24 protein-coding genes are annotated in these 20,660 nt (G+C 62.5%); 15 read left to right on the forward strand and 9 right to left on the reverse strand.

All coding sequences use genetic code 11. From position 1 onward, the window contains the following. Positions 1-131: 131 nt before the first annotated feature. The 5 genes from NKI31_RS28210 to hslV all read right to left on the reverse strand — a co-directional run bounded on the left by NKI31_RS28210 (position 132) and on the right by hslV (position 4,360). Complete coding sequence (locus NKI31_RS28210) at positions 132-1,088, reverse strand: DUF1402 family protein (RefSeq protein ID WP_352653142.1); 957 nt, start codon at positions 1,086-1,088, stop codon at positions 132-134. Between the two features lie 274 nt (positions 1,089-1,362). Further along, a complete protein-coding gene (hslU, locus tag NKI31_RS28215) occupies positions 1,363-2,676 on the reverse strand; it encodes an ATP-dependent protease ATPase subunit HslU (RefSeq protein ID WP_023672325.1) in 1,314 nt (437 codons plus the stop codon). A gap of 4 nt (positions 2,677-2,680) precedes the next feature. Then, the gene (locus NKI31_RS28220) at positions 2,681-3,280 is read right to left on the reverse strand and encodes a DUF2585 domain-containing protein (RefSeq protein WP_352653143.1); all 600 of its coding nucleotides are present in this window, start codon (positions 3,278-3,280) and stop codon (positions 2,681-2,683) included. After that, the gene (locus tag NKI31_RS28225; RefSeq protein WP_352653145.1) at positions 3,280-3,819 is read right to left on the reverse strand and encodes a GNAT family N-acetyltransferase; all 540 of its coding nucleotides are present in this window, start codon (positions 3,817-3,819) and stop codon (positions 3,280-3,282) included. The genes NKI31_RS28220 and NKI31_RS28225 overlap by 1 nt, the downstream gene beginning before the upstream one ends. Next, positions 3,809-4,360, reverse strand: coding sequence for an ATP-dependent protease subunit HslV (gene hslV / locus NKI31_RS28230; protein ID WP_023672322.1), 552 nt, complete (start codon positions 4,358-4,360; stop codon positions 3,809-3,811). The genes NKI31_RS28225 and hslV overlap by 11 nt, the downstream gene beginning before the upstream one ends. Positions 4,361-4,597: 237 nt before the next feature. On the opposite strand from hslV, the gene hisB reads away from it, so the two are divergent. The 9 genes from hisB to coaA all read left to right on the forward strand — a co-directional run bounded on the left by hisB (position 4,598) and on the right by coaA (position 10,432). Next, positions 4,598-5,197 (forward strand): imidazoleglycerol-phosphate dehydratase HisB, encoded by a 600-nt coding sequence (gene hisB / locus NKI31_RS28235; protein ID WP_023672321.1) that lies wholly within the window; start codon positions 4,598-4,600, stop codon positions 5,195-5,197. Positions 5,198-5,201: 4 nt separating this feature from the next. Continuing rightward, complete coding sequence (locus tag NKI31_RS28240) at positions 5,202-5,678, forward strand: DUF2628 domain-containing protein (protein ID WP_023681414.1); 477 nt, start codon at positions 5,202-5,204, stop codon at positions 5,676-5,678. Between the two features lies 1 nt (position 5,679). After that, positions 5,680-6,330 carry an imidazole glycerol phosphate synthase subunit HisH gene (gene hisH, locus NKI31_RS28245; protein ID WP_023739748.1) on the forward strand — a complete coding sequence of 217 codons (651 nt, stop codon included), beginning with the start codon at positions 5,680-5,682 and terminating at the stop codon, positions 6,328-6,330. A gap of 1 nt (position 6,331) precedes the next feature. Continuing rightward, positions 6,332-6,622, forward strand: coding sequence for a DUF1330 domain-containing protein (locus NKI31_RS28250; protein ID WP_027049089.1), 291 nt, complete (start codon positions 6,332-6,334; stop codon positions 6,620-6,622). Between the two features lie 3 nt (positions 6,623-6,625). Then, positions 6,626-7,372, forward strand: coding sequence for a 1-(5-phosphoribosyl)-5-[(5-phosphoribosylamino)methylideneamino]imidazole-4-carboxamide isomerase (gene hisA / locus NKI31_RS28255; protein WP_352653146.1), 747 nt, complete (start codon positions 6,626-6,628; stop codon positions 7,370-7,372). After that, positions 7,369-8,205, forward strand: a complete 837-nt coding sequence (locus NKI31_RS28260) for an arginase family protein (protein WP_352653147.1) — start codon at positions 7,369-7,371, stop codon at positions 8,203-8,205. The genes hisA and NKI31_RS28260 overlap by 4 nt, the downstream gene beginning before the upstream one ends. Continuing rightward, complete coding sequence (gene hisF, locus NKI31_RS28265; protein ID WP_023687423.1) at positions 8,202-9,008, forward strand: imidazole glycerol phosphate synthase subunit HisF; 807 nt, start codon at positions 8,202-8,204, stop codon at positions 9,006-9,008. Before NKI31_RS28260 ends, hisF begins: the two co-directional genes overlap by 4 nt. 8 nt (positions 9,009-9,016) lie before the next feature. Continuing rightward, complete coding sequence (locus tag NKI31_RS28270) at positions 9,017-9,340, forward strand: phosphoribosyl-ATP diphosphatase (RefSeq protein ID WP_352653149.1); 324 nt, start codon at positions 9,017-9,019, stop codon at positions 9,338-9,340. A gap of 132 nt (positions 9,341-9,472) precedes the next feature. Further along, the gene (gene coaA, locus NKI31_RS28275; RefSeq protein ID WP_023672313.1) at positions 9,473-10,432 is read left to right on the forward strand and encodes a type I pantothenate kinase; all 960 of its coding nucleotides are present in this window, start codon (positions 9,473-9,475) and stop codon (positions 10,430-10,432) included. Here the strand turns inward: coaA and NKI31_RS28280 are convergent. From NKI31_RS28280 to NKI31_RS28295, 4 genes are all read right to left on the reverse strand, one after another. Continuing rightward, entirely contained in the window at positions 10,419-11,555 is a 1,137-nt protein-coding gene (locus tag NKI31_RS28280) for a phosphatase PAP2 family protein (RefSeq protein WP_352653150.1), read from the reverse strand. The two genes, coaA and NKI31_RS28280, sit on opposite strands and share 14 nt — an antisense overlap. A gap of 124 nt (positions 11,556-11,679) precedes the next feature. Beyond that, positions 11,680-12,309 carry an alpha-ketoglutarate-dependent dioxygenase AlkB family protein gene (locus tag NKI31_RS28285; RefSeq protein WP_023681406.1) on the reverse strand — a complete coding sequence of 210 codons (630 nt, stop codon included), beginning with the start codon at positions 12,307-12,309 and terminating at the stop codon, positions 11,680-11,682. A gap of 153 nt (positions 12,310-12,462) precedes the next feature. Continuing rightward, positions 12,463-12,897, reverse strand: a complete 435-nt coding sequence (arfB, locus tag NKI31_RS28290; RefSeq protein WP_023672309.1) for an alternative ribosome rescue aminoacyl-tRNA hydrolase ArfB — start codon at positions 12,895-12,897, stop codon at positions 12,463-12,465. Between the two features lie 86 nt (positions 12,898-12,983). Beyond that, complete coding sequence (locus NKI31_RS28295) at positions 12,984-14,594, reverse strand: phosphoenolpyruvate carboxykinase (RefSeq protein ID WP_023672308.1); 1,611 nt, start codon at positions 14,592-14,594, stop codon at positions 12,984-12,986. Positions 14,595-14,940: 346 nt separating this feature from the next. Here NKI31_RS28295 and NKI31_RS28300 point away from each other — a divergent pair, with 346 nt between their 5' ends. The 6 genes from NKI31_RS28300 (at position 14,941) to ahcY (ending at position 20,443) form a co-directional block, all read left to right on the forward strand. Then, positions 14,941-15,642 carry a response regulator transcription factor gene (locus tag NKI31_RS28300; RefSeq protein WP_010912942.1) on the forward strand — a complete coding sequence of 234 codons (702 nt, stop codon included), beginning with the start codon at positions 14,941-14,943 and terminating at the stop codon, positions 15,640-15,642. An 84-nt stretch (positions 15,643-15,726) separates the two neighbouring features. After that, entirely contained in the window at positions 15,727-17,508 is a 1,782-nt protein-coding gene (locus NKI31_RS28305; protein WP_023672307.1) for a sensor histidine kinase, read from the forward strand. Between the two features lie 12 nt (positions 17,509-17,520). Further along, the gene (locus NKI31_RS28310; RefSeq protein ID WP_023672306.1) at positions 17,521-17,982 is read left to right on the forward strand and encodes an HPr kinase/phosphorylase; all 462 of its coding nucleotides are present in this window, start codon (positions 17,521-17,523) and stop codon (positions 17,980-17,982) included. Between the two features lie 164 nt (positions 17,983-18,146). Then, the gene (locus NKI31_RS28315) at positions 18,147-18,548 is read left to right on the forward strand and encodes a PTS sugar transporter subunit IIA (protein WP_023672304.1); all 402 of its coding nucleotides are present in this window, start codon (positions 18,147-18,149) and stop codon (positions 18,546-18,548) included. Further along, positions 18,545-18,835, forward strand: coding sequence for an HPr family phosphocarrier protein (locus NKI31_RS28320; protein ID WP_023672303.1), 291 nt, complete (start codon positions 18,545-18,547; stop codon positions 18,833-18,835). The genes NKI31_RS28315 and NKI31_RS28320 overlap by 4 nt, the downstream gene beginning before the upstream one ends. Positions 18,836-19,042: 207 nt before the next feature. Then, on the forward strand, positions 19,043-20,443 hold the full coding sequence (gene ahcY, locus NKI31_RS28325) for an adenosylhomocysteinase (protein ID WP_023681401.1): 1,401 nt from the start codon (positions 19,043-19,045) through the stop codon (positions 20,441-20,443). Positions 20,444-20,660 lie beyond the last annotated feature (217 nt).

The following is a 20,660-nucleotide window of genomic DNA, read 5'->3' on the forward strand; positions in this document are numbered from 1 at the left end:
CGCCAAAAACTCCATGCCTTGCGATATCGCTGGCGCGAACCACCACGAAAGCGCAAGTTTCAGTCCATGCCAAAGCTATCTTAGCGCCTATGCCCACAAGGGGGAGGTAGGGGCCTTGAGCTTCAAACCACCTAAAACAGCGCCTTCAGCTCGTCCAGCTTGTCGTTGACCAGCCAGCCGTAATAATTCTCCTCGGGCAGTTTGACCGCCTCACCCGCCGCGCGGCGCTTGTCGTTCTCGGCCTTCAGCGCATAGGCGCGCTGCTCGGGATTGCCGACATTGTAGAGCGTGGCGGTCAGCCCCGGATTGCCTGAGATGTCGAAGCCGGCAATGTTATTGTAGGCGTCGATCGACTTCCTTATCGTCGCTGCGACGTAGGGCAATGTCAGATCCGGATCCATGATGGTCTTGTAGACCCCATTGGGATCGGCGACATCGAGCTCGGGCAGCCCCGACACCTTGTGCACGAGATCGCTCATCTGCAGCGCGGTCAGCGGGTTGAGCTGGCCGAGGCCAAAGGTCTGGCCGGCATAGTAGGGCTGGAAGAAGGTGGCGCCGAAGCGGTCGTTGGGAAAGCTTGTGCCGCCGACGGTCTTGCCGCGGAAGGAGCGGTTCCACACCTGCTCGCGGCATTCCCACAGGTCGTAGCTGTCCGACATCGTGCACTTCTTGAATTCCGGCCGCTGCACGAAATCGGTGATGTCCTCTCCGTCATAGGCGAAGGACAGCTTGCTGGAGAGGTAGGAAATCGCCTTGACGTAGTAGGTCTGCAGCCGGTCGTAGGCGTCGACATTGTAGGTGTGCTCGCCGACGATGGCGCCGACGATGTGCAAAGGATTGATGCCGTAGGCAGCGGCGGCCTTCCTGATCTTGGCGCGCAGTTCGGCGTCGTTCTGAAGCAAGGCGTAGACCTTGCGGTATTTGGCCTGGAAGGTGGTGTTGGTCGCCTGGGTGCGGCGGCTCGAGGCGCCCGGTATGTCAGGTTGCACGGCATTGCGGTTGCCCGCCGGCACCAATGTCGCCGCGTCGGCCGCGAACAGCGTTGCCGCCAGCGTCAAGCCGAGAATGACAAGGATCAGTTTTTTCATGCGCCGCCGCCCAAGCAATTCCAGGAAAAGTGTGAAACGGTTTTCCGTCCGGAATTGCGTCTAGAGAATTGCCGCGCAAACTAGGGAGTGCTCCCGGTCGAGTCGAGAGCGCCCTTGCACCCGGCAAGACGAAAGGTGGCCCGATGATACCATCCGGCCACACATCAACCTGTTAGCCGGATTGTTGCCTAAGCATCGGCCCTAGAGCGACCTTTGCGTGTCCAAAGGACGCGCGGCGCTCTAATACCGGCGCCGGATGAACCGGCGCCCTCGTTTAAAGGATAAATCGCGACAAATCTGTGTTTCGCGAGAGGTCGCCGACATGCTTTTCCACATAGGCGGCATCGATGGCGACGCTGGTGCCGTTGCGGTCCGGCGCGTCGTAGGAGATCTCGTCCAGCACGCGCTCCATCACCGTCTGCAGGCGTCTCGCGCCGATGTTCTCGACACTGGCGTTGAGGTCGACAGCGATGCCGGCCAGCGAATCGATGGCATCGTCGGTGAAGGTGAGGTCGACGCCTTCGGTCTTCATCAGTGCGATATACTGCTTGATCAGGCTCGCCTCGGTCTCGGTGAGGATGCGAATGAAATCGTCCTTCTCCAGCGCCCGCAACTCGACACGGATCGGCAGGCGGCCCTGCAATTCCGGCAACAGGTCGGAGGGCTTCGAGACATGGAATGCGCCCGAGGCGATGAACAGTATGTGGTCGGTCTTCAACGGTCCGTATTTGGTCGCCACCGTCGTGCCCTCGATCAGCGGCAGCAGGTCGCGCTGCACGCCTTCGCGCGAGACGCCGGCGCCCATGCCGCCTTCGCGCGAGGCGATCTTGTCGATCTCGTCGAGGAAGACGATGCCGTCATTTTCGGTCGCGTCGAGCGCCCGGCGCACCACCTCGTCCTGGTCGAGCAGCTTGTCGGACTCGTCGTTGACCAGCAGCGCGTAGGATTCCTTGACCGTCGTCTTGCGCGCCTTGGTCTTCTTGCCACCCATCGCTTTCGACAGCATGTCGTTGATGTTGAGCACGCCGATATTGGCGCCCGGCATGCCGGGGATCTCGAAGCCGGGCATGCCGCCGGTGCCGGTGTCGGCAACCTCGATCTCGATCTCCTTGTCGTCGAGCTCGCCGTCGCGCAGCTTCTTGCGGAAGGAATCGCGGGTCGCCGGGCTCGCCGTCTTGCCGACCAGGGCTTCCAGCACGCGCTCCTCGGCATTGAGGTGCGCGCGCGCCTTCACGTCCTCGCGCATCTTCTCGCGCACCAGGCCGATGGCGATCTCGACCAGGTCGCGGATGATCTGCTCGACATCGCGGCCGACATAGCCGACTTCGGTGAACTTGGTGGCCTCGACCTTGACGAAAGGCGCACCGGCGAGCCGCGCCAGGCGGCGCGAGATCTCGGTCTTGCCGACGCCGGTCGGGCCGATCATCAGGATGTTCTTCGGCATCACCTCTTCGCGCATCTGGCCTTCCAGCTGCTGGCGGCGCCAGCGGTTGCGCAAGGCAATGGCCACGGCGCGCTTGGCGTCCTTCTGGCCGATGATGAAGCGGTCGAGTTCCGAAACGATTTCACGGGGAGAGAAGGTGGTCATATCACTAGATTCCACTTTGCCACTGCTTGATGGACTCGAACGGATGCAGCAGCATGATCACGTTGAGCGTCAGATTGTCCCGGATGAGATAGCCGACACCCAGTTCGAAGATGAGGGCGAGGCCGACGATGCTCCATATAGGTAGCTCTCGCGCCATCACAAATCCCAGCACCATGGCCAGTGTGTCGGACACCGAATTGATGATCGAGTCGCCATAGTAATCCAGCGAAATGGTGCCGGCGCGGTAGCGCTCGATGATGAACGGGCTGTTTTCCAGGAGTTCCCAGCCGCCCTCGATGACGACGGCGAATGCCAGGCGCAGACCGATTGGCGAGCGTGGGAACAGGAACCAGGCCGAGGCGTAGAACAGGAAGCCGTGGATGATGTGCGAGAACGTGTACCAGTCGGAAATATGCTGGGAATTCTCCGAACTGTTCACCACACCGTGCCAGAGTTTGACGTAACCGCAGGTGCAGATCGGCGTGCGGCCCATGCCGTAAAGCGCGCCGGCCTGGAAGATGAGCAGAGCGAGCACGAGCAGAAGCCCCATCCGCCAGCTGTCTTCGTAGGCCGAGTAATTTTTGGCAGTGCCCGGTGTCGCCATCAACTCATTCCCCTTCTTCCGCGTCGCTGGTCGCTCTCTTCGGCATCGACGGCCATCAGCACGACTTCCCCATATCTAGAGTGTCTGCGATCGATAGCCCTGAAGCCCGCTTTTTCATAGGCGCGGATGGCGCGGCCATTGTCGGGATGCGGATCGATGATGACGCGCGGCGCACCTTCCTCGAACAGTTGCTCGACGAATTGCCTGACGATAGCCGAGCCATGACCTTTGCCAACCAGGTCCGGCACGCCGATCGACAGGTCGATGCCGAGCGTGCCGAACGGCTGGTCGGCATAGGGATGGCCATCTTCCAGATGCGGATCGTAGCTCTGCAGATAGGCGATCGGCCTGCCGTCGAGCTCGACGATCAGCGGCTCTACAGAAATTGAGTCAATATGCTCCCGGATTTCGGCGATTTCCGTCTCCGGATCGTCCCACCATTCGGCGACATGCGGCTCGGCCAGCCAGCCGGCGATCATCGGCAGGTCTTTTTCGGTAACCGGTCGAAAATCATAGAGCACCGGAGGGTTAGCCGGCATCGAGCGTTTCGACAACAAAGTTGTTGTTGGTGTAGACGCAAATGTCGGAGGCGATCTGCATCGCCTTGCGGGCGATCTCCTCGGCATCCTTGTCGCTGTCCATCAGCGCGCGGGCAGCGGCCAGCGCATAGTTGCCGCCGGAACCGATGGCCATGACGCCGAATTCGGGCTCCAGCACGTCGCCGGTGCCGGTGAGCGCCAGCGAAACCGACTTGTCGGCCACCAGCATCATCGCTTCCAGCCGGCGCAGATAACGGTCGGTGCGCCAGTCCTTGGCGAGCTCGACGCAGGCGCGCGTCAACTGGTCGGGATATTGTTCGAGCTTGGCTTCGAGCCGCTCCAGAAGGGTGAAAGCATCCGCCGTGGCGCCGGCGAAACCGGCAATGACATTGCCGCCCTTGCCGATGCGGCGCACCTTTTTGGCGTTGCCTTTCATGATGGTCTGGCCAAGGCTGACCTGGCCGTCGCCGGCGATCACCACCTTGTTGCCCTTGCGCACCGTCACGATGGTCGTGGCGTGCATGCTCAGTTCATTCGACATTTTTAGCTCCGATTCGCGCGATCCCGATAAGGCGATTGGCGCGCGGTACGAGTGATTTCGATCGGCCATATGTATGCATGGGGCGGGTGAATGCAAACGGCGTCCGCCATGGCCGGTGGCTGTCCGCATCGCAACTGGCAATCGCCGGATCATGCTGCTAGAAGGCTTTCGTTTTCAAGCAAATGACAGCTTGGAACCCCGTCTTGAGTTTCGAACCCCTCAGCCAAGGACAAGGTCATGGCGTCCCGTTCCGCCGAAGTCAGCCGCAAGACCAAGGAAACCGAGATCAGTGTCTCGGTCCATGTCGACGGCACCGGAAAATCCGACATGTCGAGCGGCGTCGGCTTCTTCGACCATATGCTGGACCAGCTGTCGCGCCACTCGCTGATCGACATCACGGTGAAGGCCAAGGGCGACCTGCACATTGACGACCACCACACGGTCGAGGACACCGGCATTGCGATCGGCCAGGCGCTGGCCAAGGCGCTGGGCGAGCGGCGCGGCATTATGCGCTACGCCTCTGTCGACCTTGCCATGGACGAGACGCTGACGCGGGCCGCGATCGACGTGTCGGGCCGTCCGTTCCTGGTCTGGAATGTCGCCTTCTCGTCGCCCAAGATCGGCACGTTCGACACCGAACTGGTGCGTGAATTCTTCCAGGCGCTGGCGCAGAATGCCGGCATCACGCTGCATGTCACCAACCATTACGGCGCCAACAATCACCATATTGCCGAGACCTGCTTCAAGGCGGTGGCGCGCGCGCTGCGTTTCGCACTGGAGCGCGACCCGCGCCAGCCGGAAGCGGTTCCCTCCACCAAGGGATCTCTGAAAGGGTAGGCTGATGGCCATCTATGTCGTGATGGAACCGCCAGGCCGCACCGAGGCGGCCGACGCACCCATTTTTGTCCGCGACGGTTTTTCCTGGCTGGCTTTCCTGGTGGCGCCGCTGTGGCTCGCCTGGCACCGGCTTTGGATCGAGGCCGCGCTCGCCTTCGTCGCCATGGGGCTTATCTCGGTGCTCGGCCAATGGCTGGGACTGGACTGGGCCGGCTCCGCACTGTCTTTACTGGTCTCGCTCTATATCGGGCTGGAAGGCCAAGGGTTGCGGCTCGCAGCCCTTCGCCGCCGCGGCTGGCATGAATGGGGCGTCATCGAAGCCGACAATCCTGACGATGCCGACATTCGCCTGACGCTGGATGCCGAGGCGCTTGCCGATGAGCCGGCGCCGCTGCCGCGCATCGTGCCGGACGCCAGCCTTGCCCGGCCGGCTCAGATCGGGCTGACGCTGGGCCTGAGCCATACGCCGGGAAAAGCCTGAGATGCGGGTCGCCATCATCGATTACGGGTCGGGCAATCTGCGCTCGGCCACCAAGGCCTTCGAGCGCGCCGCGCATGAAGCCGGCATTGCCGCTGCCATCGAGCTGACCGCCGATGCCGAGCGTGTGCGCAGCGCCGACCGCATCGTTTTGCCCGGCGTCGGCGCCTATGCCGATTGCGCGGCGGGCCTGCGCGGCGTCGCCGGCATGTGGGAAGCGGTGGAAGAGGTAGCGATCGCCAAGGCGCGGCCGTTCCTCGGCATCTGCGTCGGCATGCAGCTGATGTCGGAGCGCGGCCTGGAAAAGACCGTGACCAAGGGCTTCGGCTGGATTGCCGGCGACGTCAAGGAGATCACGCCCGCCGATCCGGCGCTGAAGATCCCGCAAATCGGCTGGAACACCATCGATCTGGAGCGCAAGCACCCGCTGTTTTCGGGTATTGCGACCGGGCCCAAGGGTCTGCACGCCTATTTCGTTCATTCCTACCATCTCGACGCGACAAGGCCGGACGAAGTGCTGGCCGTCGCCGATTATGGCGGCCCGGTAACGGCGGCGGTCGCGCACGGTAACCTTGCCGGCACGCAATTCCATCCGGAAAAGAGCCAGGCGCTCGGCCTGGCACTGATCACCAACTTCCTGCGCTGGAGGCCTTGAGATGAGCAAGAAGGGCTACTGGATGGCGATGGTCGATGTGACCGATCCGGAAAACTATCCGAAATACATCACCGCCAACAAAGCGGCGTTCGACAAATACGGCGCGAAATTCCTGACGCGAGGCGGTCAGTCGTCAAGCCCGGAAGGGCCATCCGGCAATCGCCATGTGATCGTCGAGTTCGAAAGCTACGAGGTCGCGCTGGCTTGCTTCCATTCCCCCGAATACCAGGCAGCGCTGAAATTCCGGCGCGCTTATTCGACCTCGCATTTCGCCATTGTGGAAGGGGTCTGAACGGTGATCCTGTTTCCGGCCATCGACCTCAAGGACGGCAAGTGCGTGCGGCTGAAGCACGGCGATATGGCGACCGCGACCATCTACAATGACGACCCTGCGGCCCAGGCCAAGGCCTTCGAAGAGCAAGGGTTTGAATGGCTGCATGTCGTCGACCTCAACGGCGCCTTCAAGGGCCAGAGCGTCAACAGCGCGGCGGTCGGCGCCATCCTCAAGGCGACGAAAAACCCGGTGCAGCTCGGCGGCGGCATCCGCACGCTGGCGCAGATCGAGGACTGGCTCGACCGCGGGCTGGCCCGCGTCATCCTCGGCACAGTGGCGGTGCGCGATCCCGACCTGGTCCGGGAAGCCTGCAAGGAATTTCCTGGAAAAATCGCCGTGGGCATCGACGCCAAGGGCGGCAAGGTGGCAGTCGAAGGCTGGGCCGAGGCCTCCAGCCTCGGCGTCATCGAACTGGCGCAGAAATTCGAAGGCGCCGGCGTTGCCGCCATCATCTACACCGACATCGACCGCGACGGCGTTCTGACCGGCATCAACTGGGATGCCACCATCGACCTTGCCAATGCGGTGTCGATCCCGGTCATCGCCTCGGGCGGGCTGGCCTCGATCGCCGACATCGTGCGCATGACCATGCCCGACGCAAAGAAACTCGAAGGCGCCATCTCCGGTCGCGCGCTCTATGACGGGCGCATCGACCCGGCCGAGGCGCTGGCGGTGCTGCAGGGCAAGGCGATGGAGACCCGGCCGTGAAAATCTCCATCATCCTGGCCTCCTATGACAGCGGCCACTATCACGGCGGCATGGGCCGAGGCCCGGATGCACTCGTCGCCGGCGGGCTTGTCGACGCGCTGACGCTCTCCGGGCATGACGTCGTCGTCACCGATATCGGCAGGGTTGGCGACGAACAACAGCGCGAGATCGCCACCGGCTTTGCCGTGTGCGGTGCCGTCTCCGGCGAGGTCCGCATCGCCATAGACCGCGGCCGGTTTCCCATCGTGCTGGCCGGCAATTGCCTGACATCGGCCGGTGCGGTTGCCGGCGAGGATGCCGATGCGATCATCTGGGCCGACCAGCATGGCGATCTCAACACGCCGGAGACGTCCATCTTCGGCTTTCTCGACGGCATGGCGCTGGCCACGGTTCTCGGCCTGTGCTGGAAGCCGATGGCCTCGGCCATCCCCGGCTTCAGGCCGATCGATCCGGCGCGCTGCGTGCTGGTCAACGCGCGCGATCTCGATCCGGCCGAAACGGAGCTGTTGAAGACGTTGCCGGTCATCCGCACCGAATGCCCGGACTGGGCGACGGCGAGCGGCAGGCTGAAGGCGCCGGATGCGAAGCGGGTGCACCTGCATCTCGATCTCGACGTGCACGACCCCGGGGCGCTGCAGGTCAACCGCTACACCACGCCCGGCGGCCCGGAGCCGAAACAGCTGCGCCAGGCTGTCTGCGGCATGGCCGGCCTGCTGCCGATTTCCGGCATCACCATTTCCGCCTACGATCCGGCGTTCGATGCGCAGGCCGAGGTTCCGCCGCTGGTCGGCGAACTGCTCAGCGAGTTGCTGGCGACGATGGAGAAGGGCTGATGCTGAAGGCCCGAGTCATCCCTTGCCTCGACGTCAAGAACGGCCGCGTCGTCAAGGGCGTCAATTTCGTCGACCTCATCGATGCCGGTGATCCGGTCGAGGCGGCCAAAGCCTATGACGCGGCCGGCGCTGACGAGCTTTGCTTTCTCGATATCACCGCGTCGTCCGACAACCGTGAAACCATCTTCGACGTCGTCGCCCGCACCGCCGAACAATGCTTCATGCCGCTGACCGTCGGCGGCGGCGTGCGCCAGGTGGCCGATATTCGCAAACTGTTGCTGGCCGGCGCCGACAAGGTGTCGATCAACACTGCGGCGGTGAAGAACCCCGATTTCGTCGCGGAAGCCGCCGACAAGTTCGGCAACCAGTGCATTGTCGTCGCCATCGACGCCAAGAAGGTGTCGGCACCCAATGAAGCCGACCGCTGGGAGATCTTCACCCATGGCGGCCGTGAAAAGACCGGCATCGATGCGGTCGAGTTTGCGCGAAAGATGGTCGATCGCGGCGCCGGCGAGATTCTTTTGACCTCGATGGACCGTGACGGCACCAAGGCCGGTTACGACATTGCGCTGACCCGCGCGATAGCGGATGCGGTGCGCGCGCCGGTGATCGCGTCGGGCGGCGTCGGCACGCTCGATCATCTGGTCGAGGGCATTCGCGACGGCCATGCCGGCGCCGTGCTCGCCGCCTCGATCTTCCATTTCGGCACTTACACGATTACGGAAGCCAAGGCGCATATGGCCGAGGCCGGGCTGCCGATGCGGCTGGACTATCCGGTTCAATCCACTCCACAAAGGCTGTAGACTGCGCCATGGCTGAATTTTCGCTGTCCGATCTGGAAACGATCATTGGCGAACGCGCCCGTTCCGGCGACCCGGACTCGTGGACGGCAAAACTGTTCGCCAAAGGCATCGACAAGGCGGCGCAGAAGCTTGGTGAAGAGGCAGTCGAGACCGTCATTGCCGCCGTCAAGGGCGACGAGAAAGCCCTCGTTTCCGAAAGTGCCGATCTCATATATCATTGGCTCGTCGTGCTTGGCATCGCCGGCGTTTCGCTGGGCGAGGTGCTGAAGGAGCTTGAGGGCCGCACCGGCCGTTCGGGCGTCACTGAAAAGGCATCCCGGCCGAAAGGCTGACCGCTAGAGCCGGATGATTTCGGGCCGAGGCCTGAAATCTGAATCCGTCTCTAAATTGATAGAGGGAGCATGATGTCGCCCGAAAACCGCTTCACACTTTTCGGCATCATGCTCTAGAGGGCAGGAAACTCGATGGACCAGCTCGCTCCGACCGAGAAATATTCCCCCTATCGTTTCTTCTCGGCCGAGCAATGGTCGAACTTCCGCGCCGACACGCCGATGACGCTGGGCGAAGACGAGATCAACCGTCTGCGCTCGTTGAACGATCCGGTCGACCTGGAAGAAGTCAAGCGCATCTATCTGTCGCTCTCGCGGCTGCTTTCGGCGCATGTCGAGGCCAGCCAGCTGCTGTTTCGCCAGCGCCAGGCCTTCTTCAACGCGCTGGATGTGGTCAAGACACCGTTCATCATCGGCATTGCCGGTTCGGTTGCGGTCGGCAAATCGACCACGGCGCGCGTGCTGAAGGAGCTTCTGGCGCGCTGGCCGTCGAGCCCCAAGGTCGATCTCATCACTACCGACGGGTTCCTGCTGCCCAACAAGGTGTTGCGACGCGACAATCTGATGGAGCGCAAGGGCTTTCCCGACAGCTACGATGTCGGTGCGCTGCTGCGTTTCCTCTCGGGCATCAAGTCGGCGCAGCGCAATGTCCGCGCGCCCGTCTATTCGCATTTGACCTATGACGTCATTCCCGGCGAGTTCGTCACCATCGACCGGCCCGACATTCTGATCTTCGAAGGCATCAACGTTCTGCAACCCGGCAAATTGCCGAAGGACGGCAAGATCGTGCCGTTCCTGTCGGATTTCTTCGATTTCGCCATTTATATAGATGCCGACGAGAAGCTGATCCACCAATGGTACATCGCCCGCTTCATGCGCCTGCGCGAGACGGCGTTCCGCAATCCGGACTCCTTCTTCCACCGCTATTCGCAACTTTCGGAAGACGCCGCGCGCGCCATTGCGGAAGGCTTGTGGGCCAACATCAACCTGAAAAACCTGCGCGAGAACATCGTGCCGACACGGGCGCGGGCCGACCTCATCCTGCGCAAGGGCGCCAATCATCTGGTCGAGGAAGTGGCGCTCAGGAAACTGTGACGGCCGCCTCCGGGCGGCTGCCGCCAGCCGCCGATTGCCGGGCCGGGCCTGGCATCAGGATTTCGCCGTCGGGTACCAGCTTGCGGACGGCCGCACATAGGGCGATCGTGAGCGCGACCGCCGCATAACCATCGATCGCATAGTGCCAACCAAGATAGACCGAACTCGCGACTATGAAGGCGACATACAGAAATGCGATGGCGCCCAACCGCTGGTCGTACTCCCAGGTATACACCGCATTCAGGGTGATCAAGGCGACATGAACGCTTGGAAATGCCGATATTCCCGACGCGAGTCCAGTCACACCCTCGGTCTGGAGCGTCCACAGATACTGCTGGTACACGGCGGCGGAACTCGGCGACGGGCTTTGCGCAAGAAACGAAAGCTGTTCACCGAAGCGTGGCACATCGCCGGTGACATAGCCGTAGAACGCCGGTCCGGCCGACATGAACAGCCCGGCCAGGATGTTTCCGACGACCACCCACACCACCATGAAGGACAGCACATAGCGTCTCTTCAGATGCGTGGTGCGTGGTGACGTGACCATGAAAAACAGCATGCTGTAGCAAATGATGAACCACAGCATGTCGTAGTTCCATCCGACGGATTCCCGTACCCAGTCATGCTTGCCGATAACGTAGAGCCATCGCCACGGATCAGTGCCGAAATGCAGATAGGCATCGATATCCGCCAAGGCGCGATCATAGGGGAAACCTTGCCACAGGACGGACATGCCGTTCTTGACCGAGGTGAAGGTGCTTTGGAAAATCATGATGCCCATCAACAGACATATGCCGGAAAAGAGAACCGCCATCCGCTCGGCTGAGAACATCTTGCCCGCAGCAAATTTCCGCCGACGCTCAAATCGATGCAAAAGCCAGCCGGTTTCCAGGAGAAGCGATACCGCCGGCAGCACGAAACCGAAAACCATAAGCCATATCGGCACGTAGGTCTGGTATGCGGTGCGATGGAGCGCGCCGACCCAAGCCAGAAACCCCAGCCCCGTTGCAGTGTAGATGCCAATGAACAGGTAGAGCGATGCATCCGAGCGGGCGATCGAAACCGTGCGCCATGCGGCATTTCGAATGTAGCGCCAAATCACTTCGGATTCGATTTCGAGCATGGTATCCACACCGGGAATGATGACGTTTTGGCGCAGACTAGCGGCCGAAACCTTAAATTCCGTTAGGGACTTTTCATTCGCAAGGTCAGTGGTTCAGTAAGTGCAAGAATGCACTCTCACCTCTTCAAGGCAAGGTCACCCGCCGCAGCGTCAGATTGATCCTGCCGCCATTTTTCAGCAGCGCCGAGGTCGACGGATAGATGCGGTCGACGCCGTGGAAGCAGAGCCGGCCTTCGCCGCCGAGCACGACGACGTCGCCGCTTTTCAGGCGGAACGATTTGGTACCGCCGTCGCGTGTGGCCCCCCTGCCCGTCACTTGGCCGACCCGGAACAGGCAATCGTCGCCAAGTGACACCGAGACCACTGGGGCCGAGAAATCGGCTTCGTCGCGATCCTGGTGCAGACCCATTTTGGCGTCCTGCGTATAGAAATTGACCAGGCAGGCCTCCGGCGGATTCGGATAGGCGGCGACCTCCCGCCACAATTGCAGCAGCGCGTCCGGGATCGGCGGCCATGGCTCTCCGGTGAGTGGGTGCGTTGGCTGGTAGCGATAGCCCAGCTCCTTGTCGGTGACCCAGCCCAGCGTGCCGCAATTGGTCATGCGCACGCTCATCTCCTTGCCGGTCCGCGGCATCGCCGGCACGTACAGCGGCGCCCGCTGTACTATGGTCCTCACCTCTTCGACCAGCGCTTCCTGCGCCGCGCGGGACAGATAACCAGGCATGTGGCGGACGCCTTTGGGCAGAACGAGCATGACTTCGCCTCCGGTTGATACTGAAACCATGCCACCGCCAATCAGAAACGGCGACCCGAAAGCCACCGTTGTCGGCCTCCCTTGCTGTGGCAATGGTGAAACCTTGCGGCTGCGGCAGGGGAGGCCGCTTTATGCACGCAGTCGGCGCGGTCCTTAGTCGTTCTCTACCCGGCCGCGCAGCTTTTTGATCGTGCCGCGCCCTGCCTTGCTTTGCAGCCGCCGCTCTACCGAGCCTTTCGACGGCCTGGTCTTCTTGCGCGGCGGCGGCGGCGGTTCCGCGGCCTTGGCGACCAGCGCCGTCAGCCTTGCCCGGGCATCGGCCCGGTTCTGCTCCTGGGTGCGGAAGCGGCCGGCCTCGATGACGATGACGCCGTCCTTAGTGGCGCGCTGGCCGGCGAGCTTGATCGTGCGCGCGCGCACGCGTTCGGACAGGCCAGCCGCATTGGCGGCGTCGAAGCGCAATTGGACGGCGGTCGCCACCTTGTTGACGTTCTGGCCGCCGGGACCCGACGAGCGGATGAAATCCTCGTGCAGGTCGCCCGGATGGATTACGGCTTCGTCTGATATGATGATGTCGTCGATAGGCATGCCGCAGTCATGGCGCGGCGGACCAAAAAAGAAAAGGCCCGATCGAGATCGCGCCTTTCAAGGATGCTTCGGTGAAGACGCCTCGCCTATTCCGCAGCTTCCTGCAGGCGGGGTGCTGCGCCGAGCACGACGGCATCGACATGGCTCTCGAATTTCTCGAAGTTGACGGCGAACATGCCGACCAATCGCGCTGCCTGCCGGTCATAGGCTGCCTTGTCGGCCCAGGTCGAACGCGGGTCGAGAATGGCGCTGTCGACGCCAGGCACAGCAACCGGCACCTCGAAGCCGAAATTGGCGTCGGTGCGGAAACCGGACGCCTTCAACGAACCGTCAAGCGCTGCGGCCAGCAAGGCGCGCGTCGCCTTGATCGGCATGCGCTTGCCGGTGCCGTAGGCGCCGCCGGTCCAGCCGGTGTTGACCAGCCAGCAATCGGCGCCGTGGCGGGCGATCAGCTCGCGCAGCAGATTGCCGTATTCCTTGGGGTGGCGCGGCATGAACGGGGCACCGAAGCAGGTCGAGAAAGTCGCTTCCGGCTCGGTAACGCCCTTCTCGGTGCCGGCCACCTTGGCGGTGTAGCCGGAGAGGAAGTGGTACATCGCCTGCGCCGGGGTCAGCCGGGCGATCGGCGGCATGATGCCGAAGGCATCGGCGGTCAGCATGATGATGTTTTTCGGGTGGCTGGCCCGTCCGCTCTTCGAGGCATTGGGGATGAAATCCAGCGGATAGGCGCAGCGCGTGTTTTCGGTGAGCCGGCCGTCGTTGAAGTCCGGCACGCGGTCGGCGTCGAGCACGACATTTTCCAGCACCGTGCCGAAACGCTGCGTGGTGGCGAAAATCTCCGGCTCGGCCTCGGCCGACAGCCGGATCGTCTTGGCGTAGCAGCCGCCTTCGAAGTTGAAGATGCCGTGCGGTCCCCAGCCGTGCTCGTCGTCGCCGATGAGCGTACGTGACGGATCGGCCGACAGCGTCGTCTTGCCCGTCCCGGAAAGCCCGAAGAAGATCGCTGCGTCGCCGCCCGGGCCCTCATTGGCCGAGCAGTGCATCGGCATGACGCCCTTTTCCGGCAGCAGATAGTTGAGCATGGTGAACACCGATTTCTTCATCTCGCCGGCATAGGAAGTGCCGCCGATGAGCACGATCTTGCGGGTGAGATCGACCGCAATCACCGTTTCGGTGCGGCTGCCGTGGCGGGCCGGATCGGCGCGGAAGGACGGCAGGTCGATGATCGTCATCTCCGGCACGAAATCCTCGAGCTCGGCGGCCTGCGGGCGGATCAAAAGATTGCGGATGAACAGCGAGTGCCAGGCGAATTCGGTGATGACCCGCGTCGGCAGCTTCAGCTCGGCATCGGCGCCGCCGACGAGGTCCTGCACATAGAGATCGCTATTCGCGGCGTGGACAAGGAAATCGGCGAGCAGCATTTCGAACTGGCCCGCCGAAATCGCCTTGTTGTTGTCCCACCAGACATGGGGCTCGGTGGCGCCATCGCGGACGACAAACTTGTCCTTGGGCGAGCGGCCAGTGTGCTGGCCGGTCTCGGCAAGCAGCGCGCCGCCGGCGGTCAACCGGGCCTCGCCACGACGGATCGCTGCCTCATAAAGGGCGGCCGCACCAAAATTATAATGCACCGTGCCGGTGGTTTTCAGGCCGATACGATCGATCGCGCAAGCAGAATTGCGTTTGCCGACTTCCGACATCAAGGGTCCCTTCTTCTGGATTCGCCGCACTTTGCCGGCGCGTTTCCGGCGAGCCCGCGTTAGGGGCTGAGACGGTGAGAACCAGAAAACTCGAATGATATCAAATCATTAATCGATTTAAAAATTTTGAAAGTTGTTTAAATCGTTTATATGTGCAAAAAATCACGGTGGTTGCCCAAAGGATTGGCACACAGTGTTCGTCCAACCCGTGTAGAGGTTCCGATGGGGCCGCCGGCAAGCCGTCCGCGACAGCGGGTGGAGCCTGTGCCACATTTTGTACCTAATTTGTCCTGCAAAAGCCCCTTCTCTAAGACAGAAGGGACAGCTCATGAGGGAGCCGCTTGAAATGGCAACAATCGCGCTTGTCGATGACGACCGCAACATTCTGACATCGGTGTCGATCGCCCTCGAGTCCGAGGGGTATCGCGTCGAGACCTACACGGATGGTGCGTCGGCGCTGGAAGGCCTGGCGGCGCGGCCGCCGAATCTCGCCATCCTCGACATCAAGATGCCGCGCATGGACGGCATGGAGCTGTTGCGCCGGATGCGGCAGAAGTCCGACCTACCGGTGATCTTCCTGACCTCGAAGGACGATGAGATCGATGAGCTTTTCGGCCTCAAGATGGGCGCCGACGATTTCATCCGCAAACCGTTCTCGCAGCGCCTGCTGGTCGAGCGGGTGCGCGCCGTGCTGCGCCGCGCCAGCGCCCGCGAAGCTGCGGCAAAGGCGCCCAGCCAGCAGGCCCGTTCGCTGGAACGCGGCCAGCTGGTCATGGACCAGGAACGCCATACCTGCACCTGGAAGGGCGAGCCGGTGACGCTGACGGTCACCGAATTTCTCATCCTGCACTCGCTGGCGCAGCGCCCCGGCGTGGTAAAAAGCCGTGATGCGCTGATGGATTCGGCCTATGATGAGCAGGTCTATGTCGACGACCGCACCATCGATAGCCACATCAAGCGGCTGCGCAAGAAGTTCAAGGCCGTCGATGACGACTTCGAAATGATCGAAACCCTTTACGGAGTCGGATACCGGTTCCGCGAAGCTTGAGTTGATGCATGTCGCCCAAAAGTGGTCGCGTTTTTGGGACGACGACATGCATAAAACCAAAGACTAGGCGGGAGCTGCTATTCGATGGCAGTGGATGTACAGCGGAGCAGACGAACGAGCGCTGTCAGGCGGTCGCGGATTCTGCCCGCATTCCTGTCGAGGTTGACGGTGCCGATGCGCCGCTTCCTCGGCCACCACATCTTTTCCAGCCTGACCCGGCGCATCCTGTTCCTCAACCTGGCCGGCCTCGCCGTGCTGGTCACCGGCATCCTCTATCTCAACACCTTCCGCGACGGGCTGATCGACGCCCGCGTCGAAAGCCTGATGACGCAGGGCGAGATCATCGCCGGCGCCATTGCCGCGTCGGCAACGGTCGAGACCGATTCGATCAGCATCGATCCGGAAAAACTGCTCGAACTGCAGGCCGGTGAAAGCCTGGGGCCGGGCTCAGACCAGCTCGACAATCTGGATTTCCCGATCAATCCCGAGCGCGTCGCGCCGGTGCTGCGGCGGCTGATTTCGCCGACGCGCACCCGGGCCCGCATCTATGACCGCGACGCCAATCTGCTGCTCGATTCGCGCCATCTCTATTCGCGCGGCCAGATCCTGCGCTACGACCTGCCGCCGGTCGAGGACGAGCAGCCGGATATGCTGGAGCGCGTGCAGAAATTCGTCTTCGACTTCTTCCGCAACAAGGACCTGCCCGTCTACCATGAGCAGCCCGGCGGCAACGGTGCGGCCTTCCCGGAAGTGGTCAAGGCGCTGACCGGCAGTCCATCGACGATCGTGCGGGTGAGCGAACAAGGCGAGCAGATCGTTTCGGTGGCGGTGCCGATCCAGCGCTTCCGCGCCGTTCTCGGCGTGCTGATGCTGTCGACGGAAGGCGGCGACATCGACAAGATCGTCGCCGCCGAGCGCAAGGCTATTTTGCGCGTGTTCGGCATCGCCGCCCTGGTCACCGCCATCCTGTCGATGCTGCTCGCATCCACCATCGCCAATCCGCTGCGCCGGCTATCGGCGGCGGCAGTGCGGGTGCGGCGCGGCGTCAAGAGCCGCGAGGAGATCCCCGACTTTTCCGACCGCCAGGACGAGATCGGCAATTTGTCGGTCGCGGTGCGCGACATGACCAATGCGCTCTATGCCCGCATCGAGGCGATCGAAAGCTTCGCCGCCGATGTCTCGCACGAGCTGAAGAACCCGCTGACCTCGCTGCGCAGCGCGGTGGAGACCTTGCCGCTGGCCAAGAACGACAATTCACGCGGCAGGCTGATGGAGATCATCCAGCACGATGTCCGGCGTCTCGACCGGCTGATCACCGACATTTCCGATGCCTCGCGCCTCGACGCCGAACTGGCGCGTGAGGATGCCGCCACGGTCGATTTGAAGAAATTCATTACCGATCTCGTCGCCGTGTCGCGCGAAGCGACGCGCAACAAAAAGGCTGTCGAGATCGAATTCAAGGCCGCCAAGCTGCCGCAAGGCGTCAAAGGCTATTTCGTCACCGGCCATGATCTGAGGATCGGCCAGGTCATCACCAATCTGATCGAGAATGCCCGCTCCTTCGTGCCGGAGGACCACGGCCATATCGCCATTTCCCTGGCACGCTCGGGCAAGGTCAACATCGTCACCGTCGACGACAACGGCCCCGGAATCCGCGCCGACGCCATCGACCGCATCTTCGAGCGCTTCTACACCGACCGCCCGGCGGGCGAGGCGTTCGGCCAGAATTCGGGGCTTGGCCTGTCGATATCCAGGCAGATCGTCGAAGCCCATGGCGGCACGCTGACCGCCGAGAACATCCCCGGCACCAAGCCCGGCGACATCAAGGGCGCGCGCTTCGTCGTTACGCTGCCGGCCGAAGGCTGATCGCGGCTGCGCATGCCCGATCCCACCGCGGAACCCGAGAACATCCATGCCACCGCAGTCCTGATTGGCGAGCGGGGCGTCCTGATCACCGGGCCGTCCGGCTCGGGCAAGACAACGCTGGCGCTGGCGCTCATCGACCATTTCAGCCGGCTCGGGCTGTTTGCGCGGCTGATCGGCGACGACCAGCTGTTTGTCGCGGCGCGTTTCGGGCGGCTGGTCTGCCATGCGCCCGCCAGCATTGCCGGCCTCGCAGAGGTGCCCGGACTTGGTCCGAAGCCGCTTTTGTTCCAACCTGTGGGAGTCATCGACCTTACGATCCAGCTGGTTGCCGCTAACGCTGTGGAGCGTTTCCAGGAAGAGTCGAGCGCGACCATTGCCGGCTGTGTGGTGCCGCGCATCGACCTCGTTCAGCGCAACGTCACTGCGGCTTTGCCGGCGGTAATGGCGCGGCTGGCGATTGCGCCTTTCGTATGATCCGCCGCCGGTTTTTTGCTGCAATGCGTCAAATTGGCCATGGCCGACGCAATTTTGGGCTTGTCAACGCGCCGCGCGTCGACAAGATAGCGCTCCCGCCGCCTGGGATGGCCGGCGAGCATAAAAAGCGCCTGTGAAGCGGCGATGACGGGAGCCACCATAGAATGATCGGACTCGTGCTTGTAACGCACGGTCAACTGGCCGCCGAGTTCCGCCATGCCGTGGAACATGTCGTGGGGCCACAAGACAATTTCGAAACCGTGGCAATCGGCGCCGATGACGATATGGAGCAGCGTCGGCGCGATATCGTCGACGCCGTCGGCCGCGTCGACACCGGGACCGGGGTCATCGTTCTGACCGATATGTTCGGCGGCACGCCTTCCAACCTCGCCATTTCGGTGATGGAATCCGGTCGCACCGAGGTCATCGCCGGCATGAACCTGCCGATGCTGATCAAGCTGTCGTCGATCCGCAAGGGCGACAACATGGCGACCGCGCTCGACGAGGCGCAGGCCGCGGGGCGCAAATACATCAATGTCGCAAGTCAGCTGCTGAGCAGCAAATGAACGCGCTGTCGCCCGGTGAGATCGTGCGCGAGTTCCCGATCGTCAACCAGCGCGGCCTGCATGCGCGCGCCTCGGCGAAGTTCGTCCAGGTCGCCAGCGGCTTCGACGCCACCGTCCATGTCGAGAAGGATGGTCTCAAGGTCGGCGGCACCTCGATCATGGGGCTGATGATGCTGGCGGCGAGCCCCGGTTATTCGATCCGCGTCACCGCCAGCGGCGCTGAAGCCGCAGCGGCGATGGACGCGCTGGAGCAGCTGGTCGCCTCGCGCTTCGGCGAAGAGTGCTGAAGTTTTTGCTTTGAACGCCGTTGTCCCAAAACCGCGGGATACTTTTGGGCGGCATGCATCCCCGTAAAACACATACGCGCATAAAGATTTCTTTATATCCCATTGTCGTCTTGGCGGCGATCTGCTAGTCAGGCCGGCATTCCGCGCCCTTCGACGCGCCGTGTGGCGCAGGCGCATTCTGAAGACAAATCACACCGGAGCACTGCCATGACAGGTAGCAAGGACTATGTGGTCGCCGACATCTCGCTTGCCGGCTGGGGCCGCAAGGAACTCGATATCGCCGAAACCGAAATGCCGGGCCTGATGGCCTGCCGCGAGGAATTCGGCGACAAGAAGCCGTTGAAAGGTGCGCGCATCACCGGCTCGCTGCACATGACCATCCAGACTGCGGTGCTGATCGAGACGCTGAAGGCGCTTGGCGCCGATATCCGCTGGGCCTCGTGCAACATCTTCTCGACCCAGGACCATGCGGCCGCAGCCATCGCCGAGGCCGGCATCCCGGTGTTCGCCGTCAAGGGCGAGTCGCTCGAGGAGTATTGGGACTACACCGACAGGATCTTCCAGTGGGCCGATGGCGGCCTCTCCAACATGATCCTCGACGATGGCGGCGACGCCACGATGTACATACTGATCGGCGCCCGCGCCGAGGCCGGCGAGGACGTGCTGTCCAACCCGCAGAGCGAGGAAGAGGAATACTTCTACGCCCAGGTCAAGAAGCGCCTGAAGGCCTCGCCCGGCTTCTTCACCAAGCAGAAGGAAGCCATTCGCGGCGTCACCGAAGAGACGACGACGGGCGTCAACCGGCTCTACCAGCTGCAGAAGAAGGGCCTGCTGCCGTTCCCCGCGATCAACGTCAACGACTCGGTCACCAAGTCGAAGTTCGACAACAAATATGGCTGCAAGGAATCGCTGGTCGACGGCATCCGCCGCGGCACCGACACCATGATGGCCGGCAAGGTTGCGGTCGTCTGCGGCTATGGCGACGTCGGCAAGGGCTCGTCGGCTTCGCTCAAGGGCGCCGGCGCCCGCGTCAAGGTCACCGAAGTCGATCCGATCTGCGCGCTGCAAGCGGCGATGGACGGCTTTGAAGTCGTCACGCTGGAAGATGCCGCACCGACCGCCGACATCGTCATCACCACCACCGGCAACAAGGATGTCGTCACCCTCGACCACATGCGCTCGATGAAGGACATGGTGATCGTCGGCAATATCGGCCACTTCGACAATGAGATCCAGGTCGCGTCCCTGCGCAACCTGCAATGGACCAACGTCAAGCCGCAGGTCGACATGATAACCTTCCCGGACGGCAAGCGGATGATCCTGCTGTCCGAGGGGCGCCTGCTCAACCTCGGCAACGCGACCGGTCATCCGAGCTTCGTGATGTCGGCTTCGTTCACCAATCAGGTGCTGGCGCAGATCGAGCTCTACACCAAGCCCGGCCAGTACCAGAACCAGGTCTATGTGCTGCCCAAGCACCTCGACGAGAAGGTGGCGCGTCTGCATCTCGACAAGCTTGGAGCCCGCTTGACCGAACTTTCCGGCGAACAGGCCGCCTATATCGGCGTGACCCCGCAGGGTCCGTTCAAGCCGGAACACTACCGCTATTAGCCAAAGCGGCGTTTACCACTAGATATTGAAGCCGGGCGATTGACTTTTCGCCCGGCTTCTTTTTTGCGCGGATGATTCTTCACGCCGATTCCAGCACGCGCTATTGTGCTGATTCGTGGGCCGGGGACGAGGCCGGCGTACGCATCGAGAGCATGATTCGAACCGAAGGACCGCGTCAGCGAAAAGTGGGAAGCGGTTTTCGGAAAAGATCATGCCC

This window comes from Mesorhizobium sp. M0659, from assembly GCF_040320605.1.
In the GTDB taxonomy this organism is placed as follows: domain Bacteria; phylum Pseudomonadota; class Alphaproteobacteria; order Rhizobiales; family Rhizobiaceae; genus Mesorhizobium.

What these genes read in the sequence shown, in the direction of transcription:
- NKI31_RS28210 (WP_352653142.1), bottom strand. Translation starts at nt 1,088, where the DNA reads ATGAAAAAACTGATCCTTGTCATTCTCGGCTTGACGCTGGCGGCAACG.
- hslU (WP_023672325.1), bottom strand. Translation starts at nt 2,676, where the DNA reads ATGACCACCTTCTCTCCCCGTGAAATCGTTTCGGAACTCGACCGCTTC.
- NKI31_RS28220 (WP_352653143.1), bottom strand. Translation starts at nt 3,280, where the DNA reads ATGGCGACACCGGGCACTGCCAAAAATTACTCGGCCTACGAAGACAGC.
- NKI31_RS28225 (WP_352653145.1), bottom strand. Translation starts at nt 3,819, where the DNA reads ATGCCGGCTAACCCTCCGGTGCTCTATGATTTTCGACCGGTTACCGAA.
- hslV (WP_023672322.1), bottom strand. Translation starts at nt 4,360, where the DNA reads ATGTCGAATGAACTGAGCATGCACGCCACGACCATCGTGACGGTGCGC.
- hisB (WP_023672321.1), top strand. Translation starts at nt 4,598, where the DNA reads ATGGCGTCCCGTTCCGCCGAAGTCAGCCGCAAGACCAAGGAAACCGAG.
- NKI31_RS28240 (WP_023681414.1), top strand. Translation starts at nt 5,202, where the DNA reads ATGGCCATCTATGTCGTGATGGAACCGCCAGGCCGCACCGAGGCGGCC.
- hisH (WP_023739748.1), top strand. Translation starts at nt 5,680, where the DNA reads ATGCGGGTCGCCATCATCGATTACGGGTCGGGCAATCTGCGCTCGGCC.
- NKI31_RS28250 (WP_027049089.1), top strand. Translation starts at nt 6,332, where the DNA reads ATGAGCAAGAAGGGCTACTGGATGGCGATGGTCGATGTGACCGATCCG.
- NKI31_RS28270 (WP_352653149.1), top strand. Translation starts at nt 9,017, where the DNA reads ATGGCTGAATTTTCGCTGTCCGATCTGGAAACGATCATTGGCGAACGC.
- coaA (WP_023672313.1), top strand. Translation starts at nt 9,473, where the DNA reads ATGGACCAGCTCGCTCCGACCGAGAAATATTCCCCCTATCGTTTCTTC.
- NKI31_RS28280 (WP_352653150.1), bottom strand. Translation starts at nt 11,555, where the DNA reads ATGCTCGAAATCGAATCCGAAGTGATTTGGCGCTACATTCGAAATGCC.
- NKI31_RS28285 (WP_023681406.1), bottom strand. Translation starts at nt 12,309, where the DNA reads ATGCTCGTTCTGCCCAAAGGCGTCCGCCACATGCCTGGTTATCTGTCC.
- arfB (WP_023672309.1), bottom strand. Translation starts at nt 12,897, where the DNA reads ATGCCTATCGACGACATCATCATATCAGACGAAGCCGTAATCCATCCG.
- NKI31_RS28295 (WP_023672308.1), bottom strand. Translation starts at nt 14,594, where the DNA reads ATGTCGGAAGTCGGCAAACGCAATTCTGCTTGCGCGATCGATCGTATC.
- NKI31_RS28300 (WP_010912942.1), top strand. Translation starts at nt 14,941, where the DNA reads ATGGCAACAATCGCGCTTGTCGATGACGACCGCAACATTCTGACATCG.
- NKI31_RS28305 (WP_023672307.1), top strand. Translation starts at nt 15,727, where the DNA reads ATGGCAGTGGATGTACAGCGGAGCAGACGAACGAGCGCTGTCAGGCGG.
- NKI31_RS28310 (WP_023672306.1), top strand. Translation starts at nt 17,521, where the DNA reads ATGCCCGATCCCACCGCGGAACCCGAGAACATCCATGCCACCGCAGTC.
- NKI31_RS28315 (WP_023672304.1), top strand. Translation starts at nt 18,147, where the DNA reads ATGATCGGACTCGTGCTTGTAACGCACGGTCAACTGGCCGCCGAGTTC.
- NKI31_RS28320 (WP_023672303.1), top strand. Translation starts at nt 18,545, where the DNA reads ATGAACGCGCTGTCGCCCGGTGAGATCGTGCGCGAGTTCCCGATCGTC.
- ahcY (WP_023681401.1), top strand. Translation starts at nt 19,043, where the DNA reads ATGACAGGTAGCAAGGACTATGTGGTCGCCGACATCTCGCTTGCCGGC.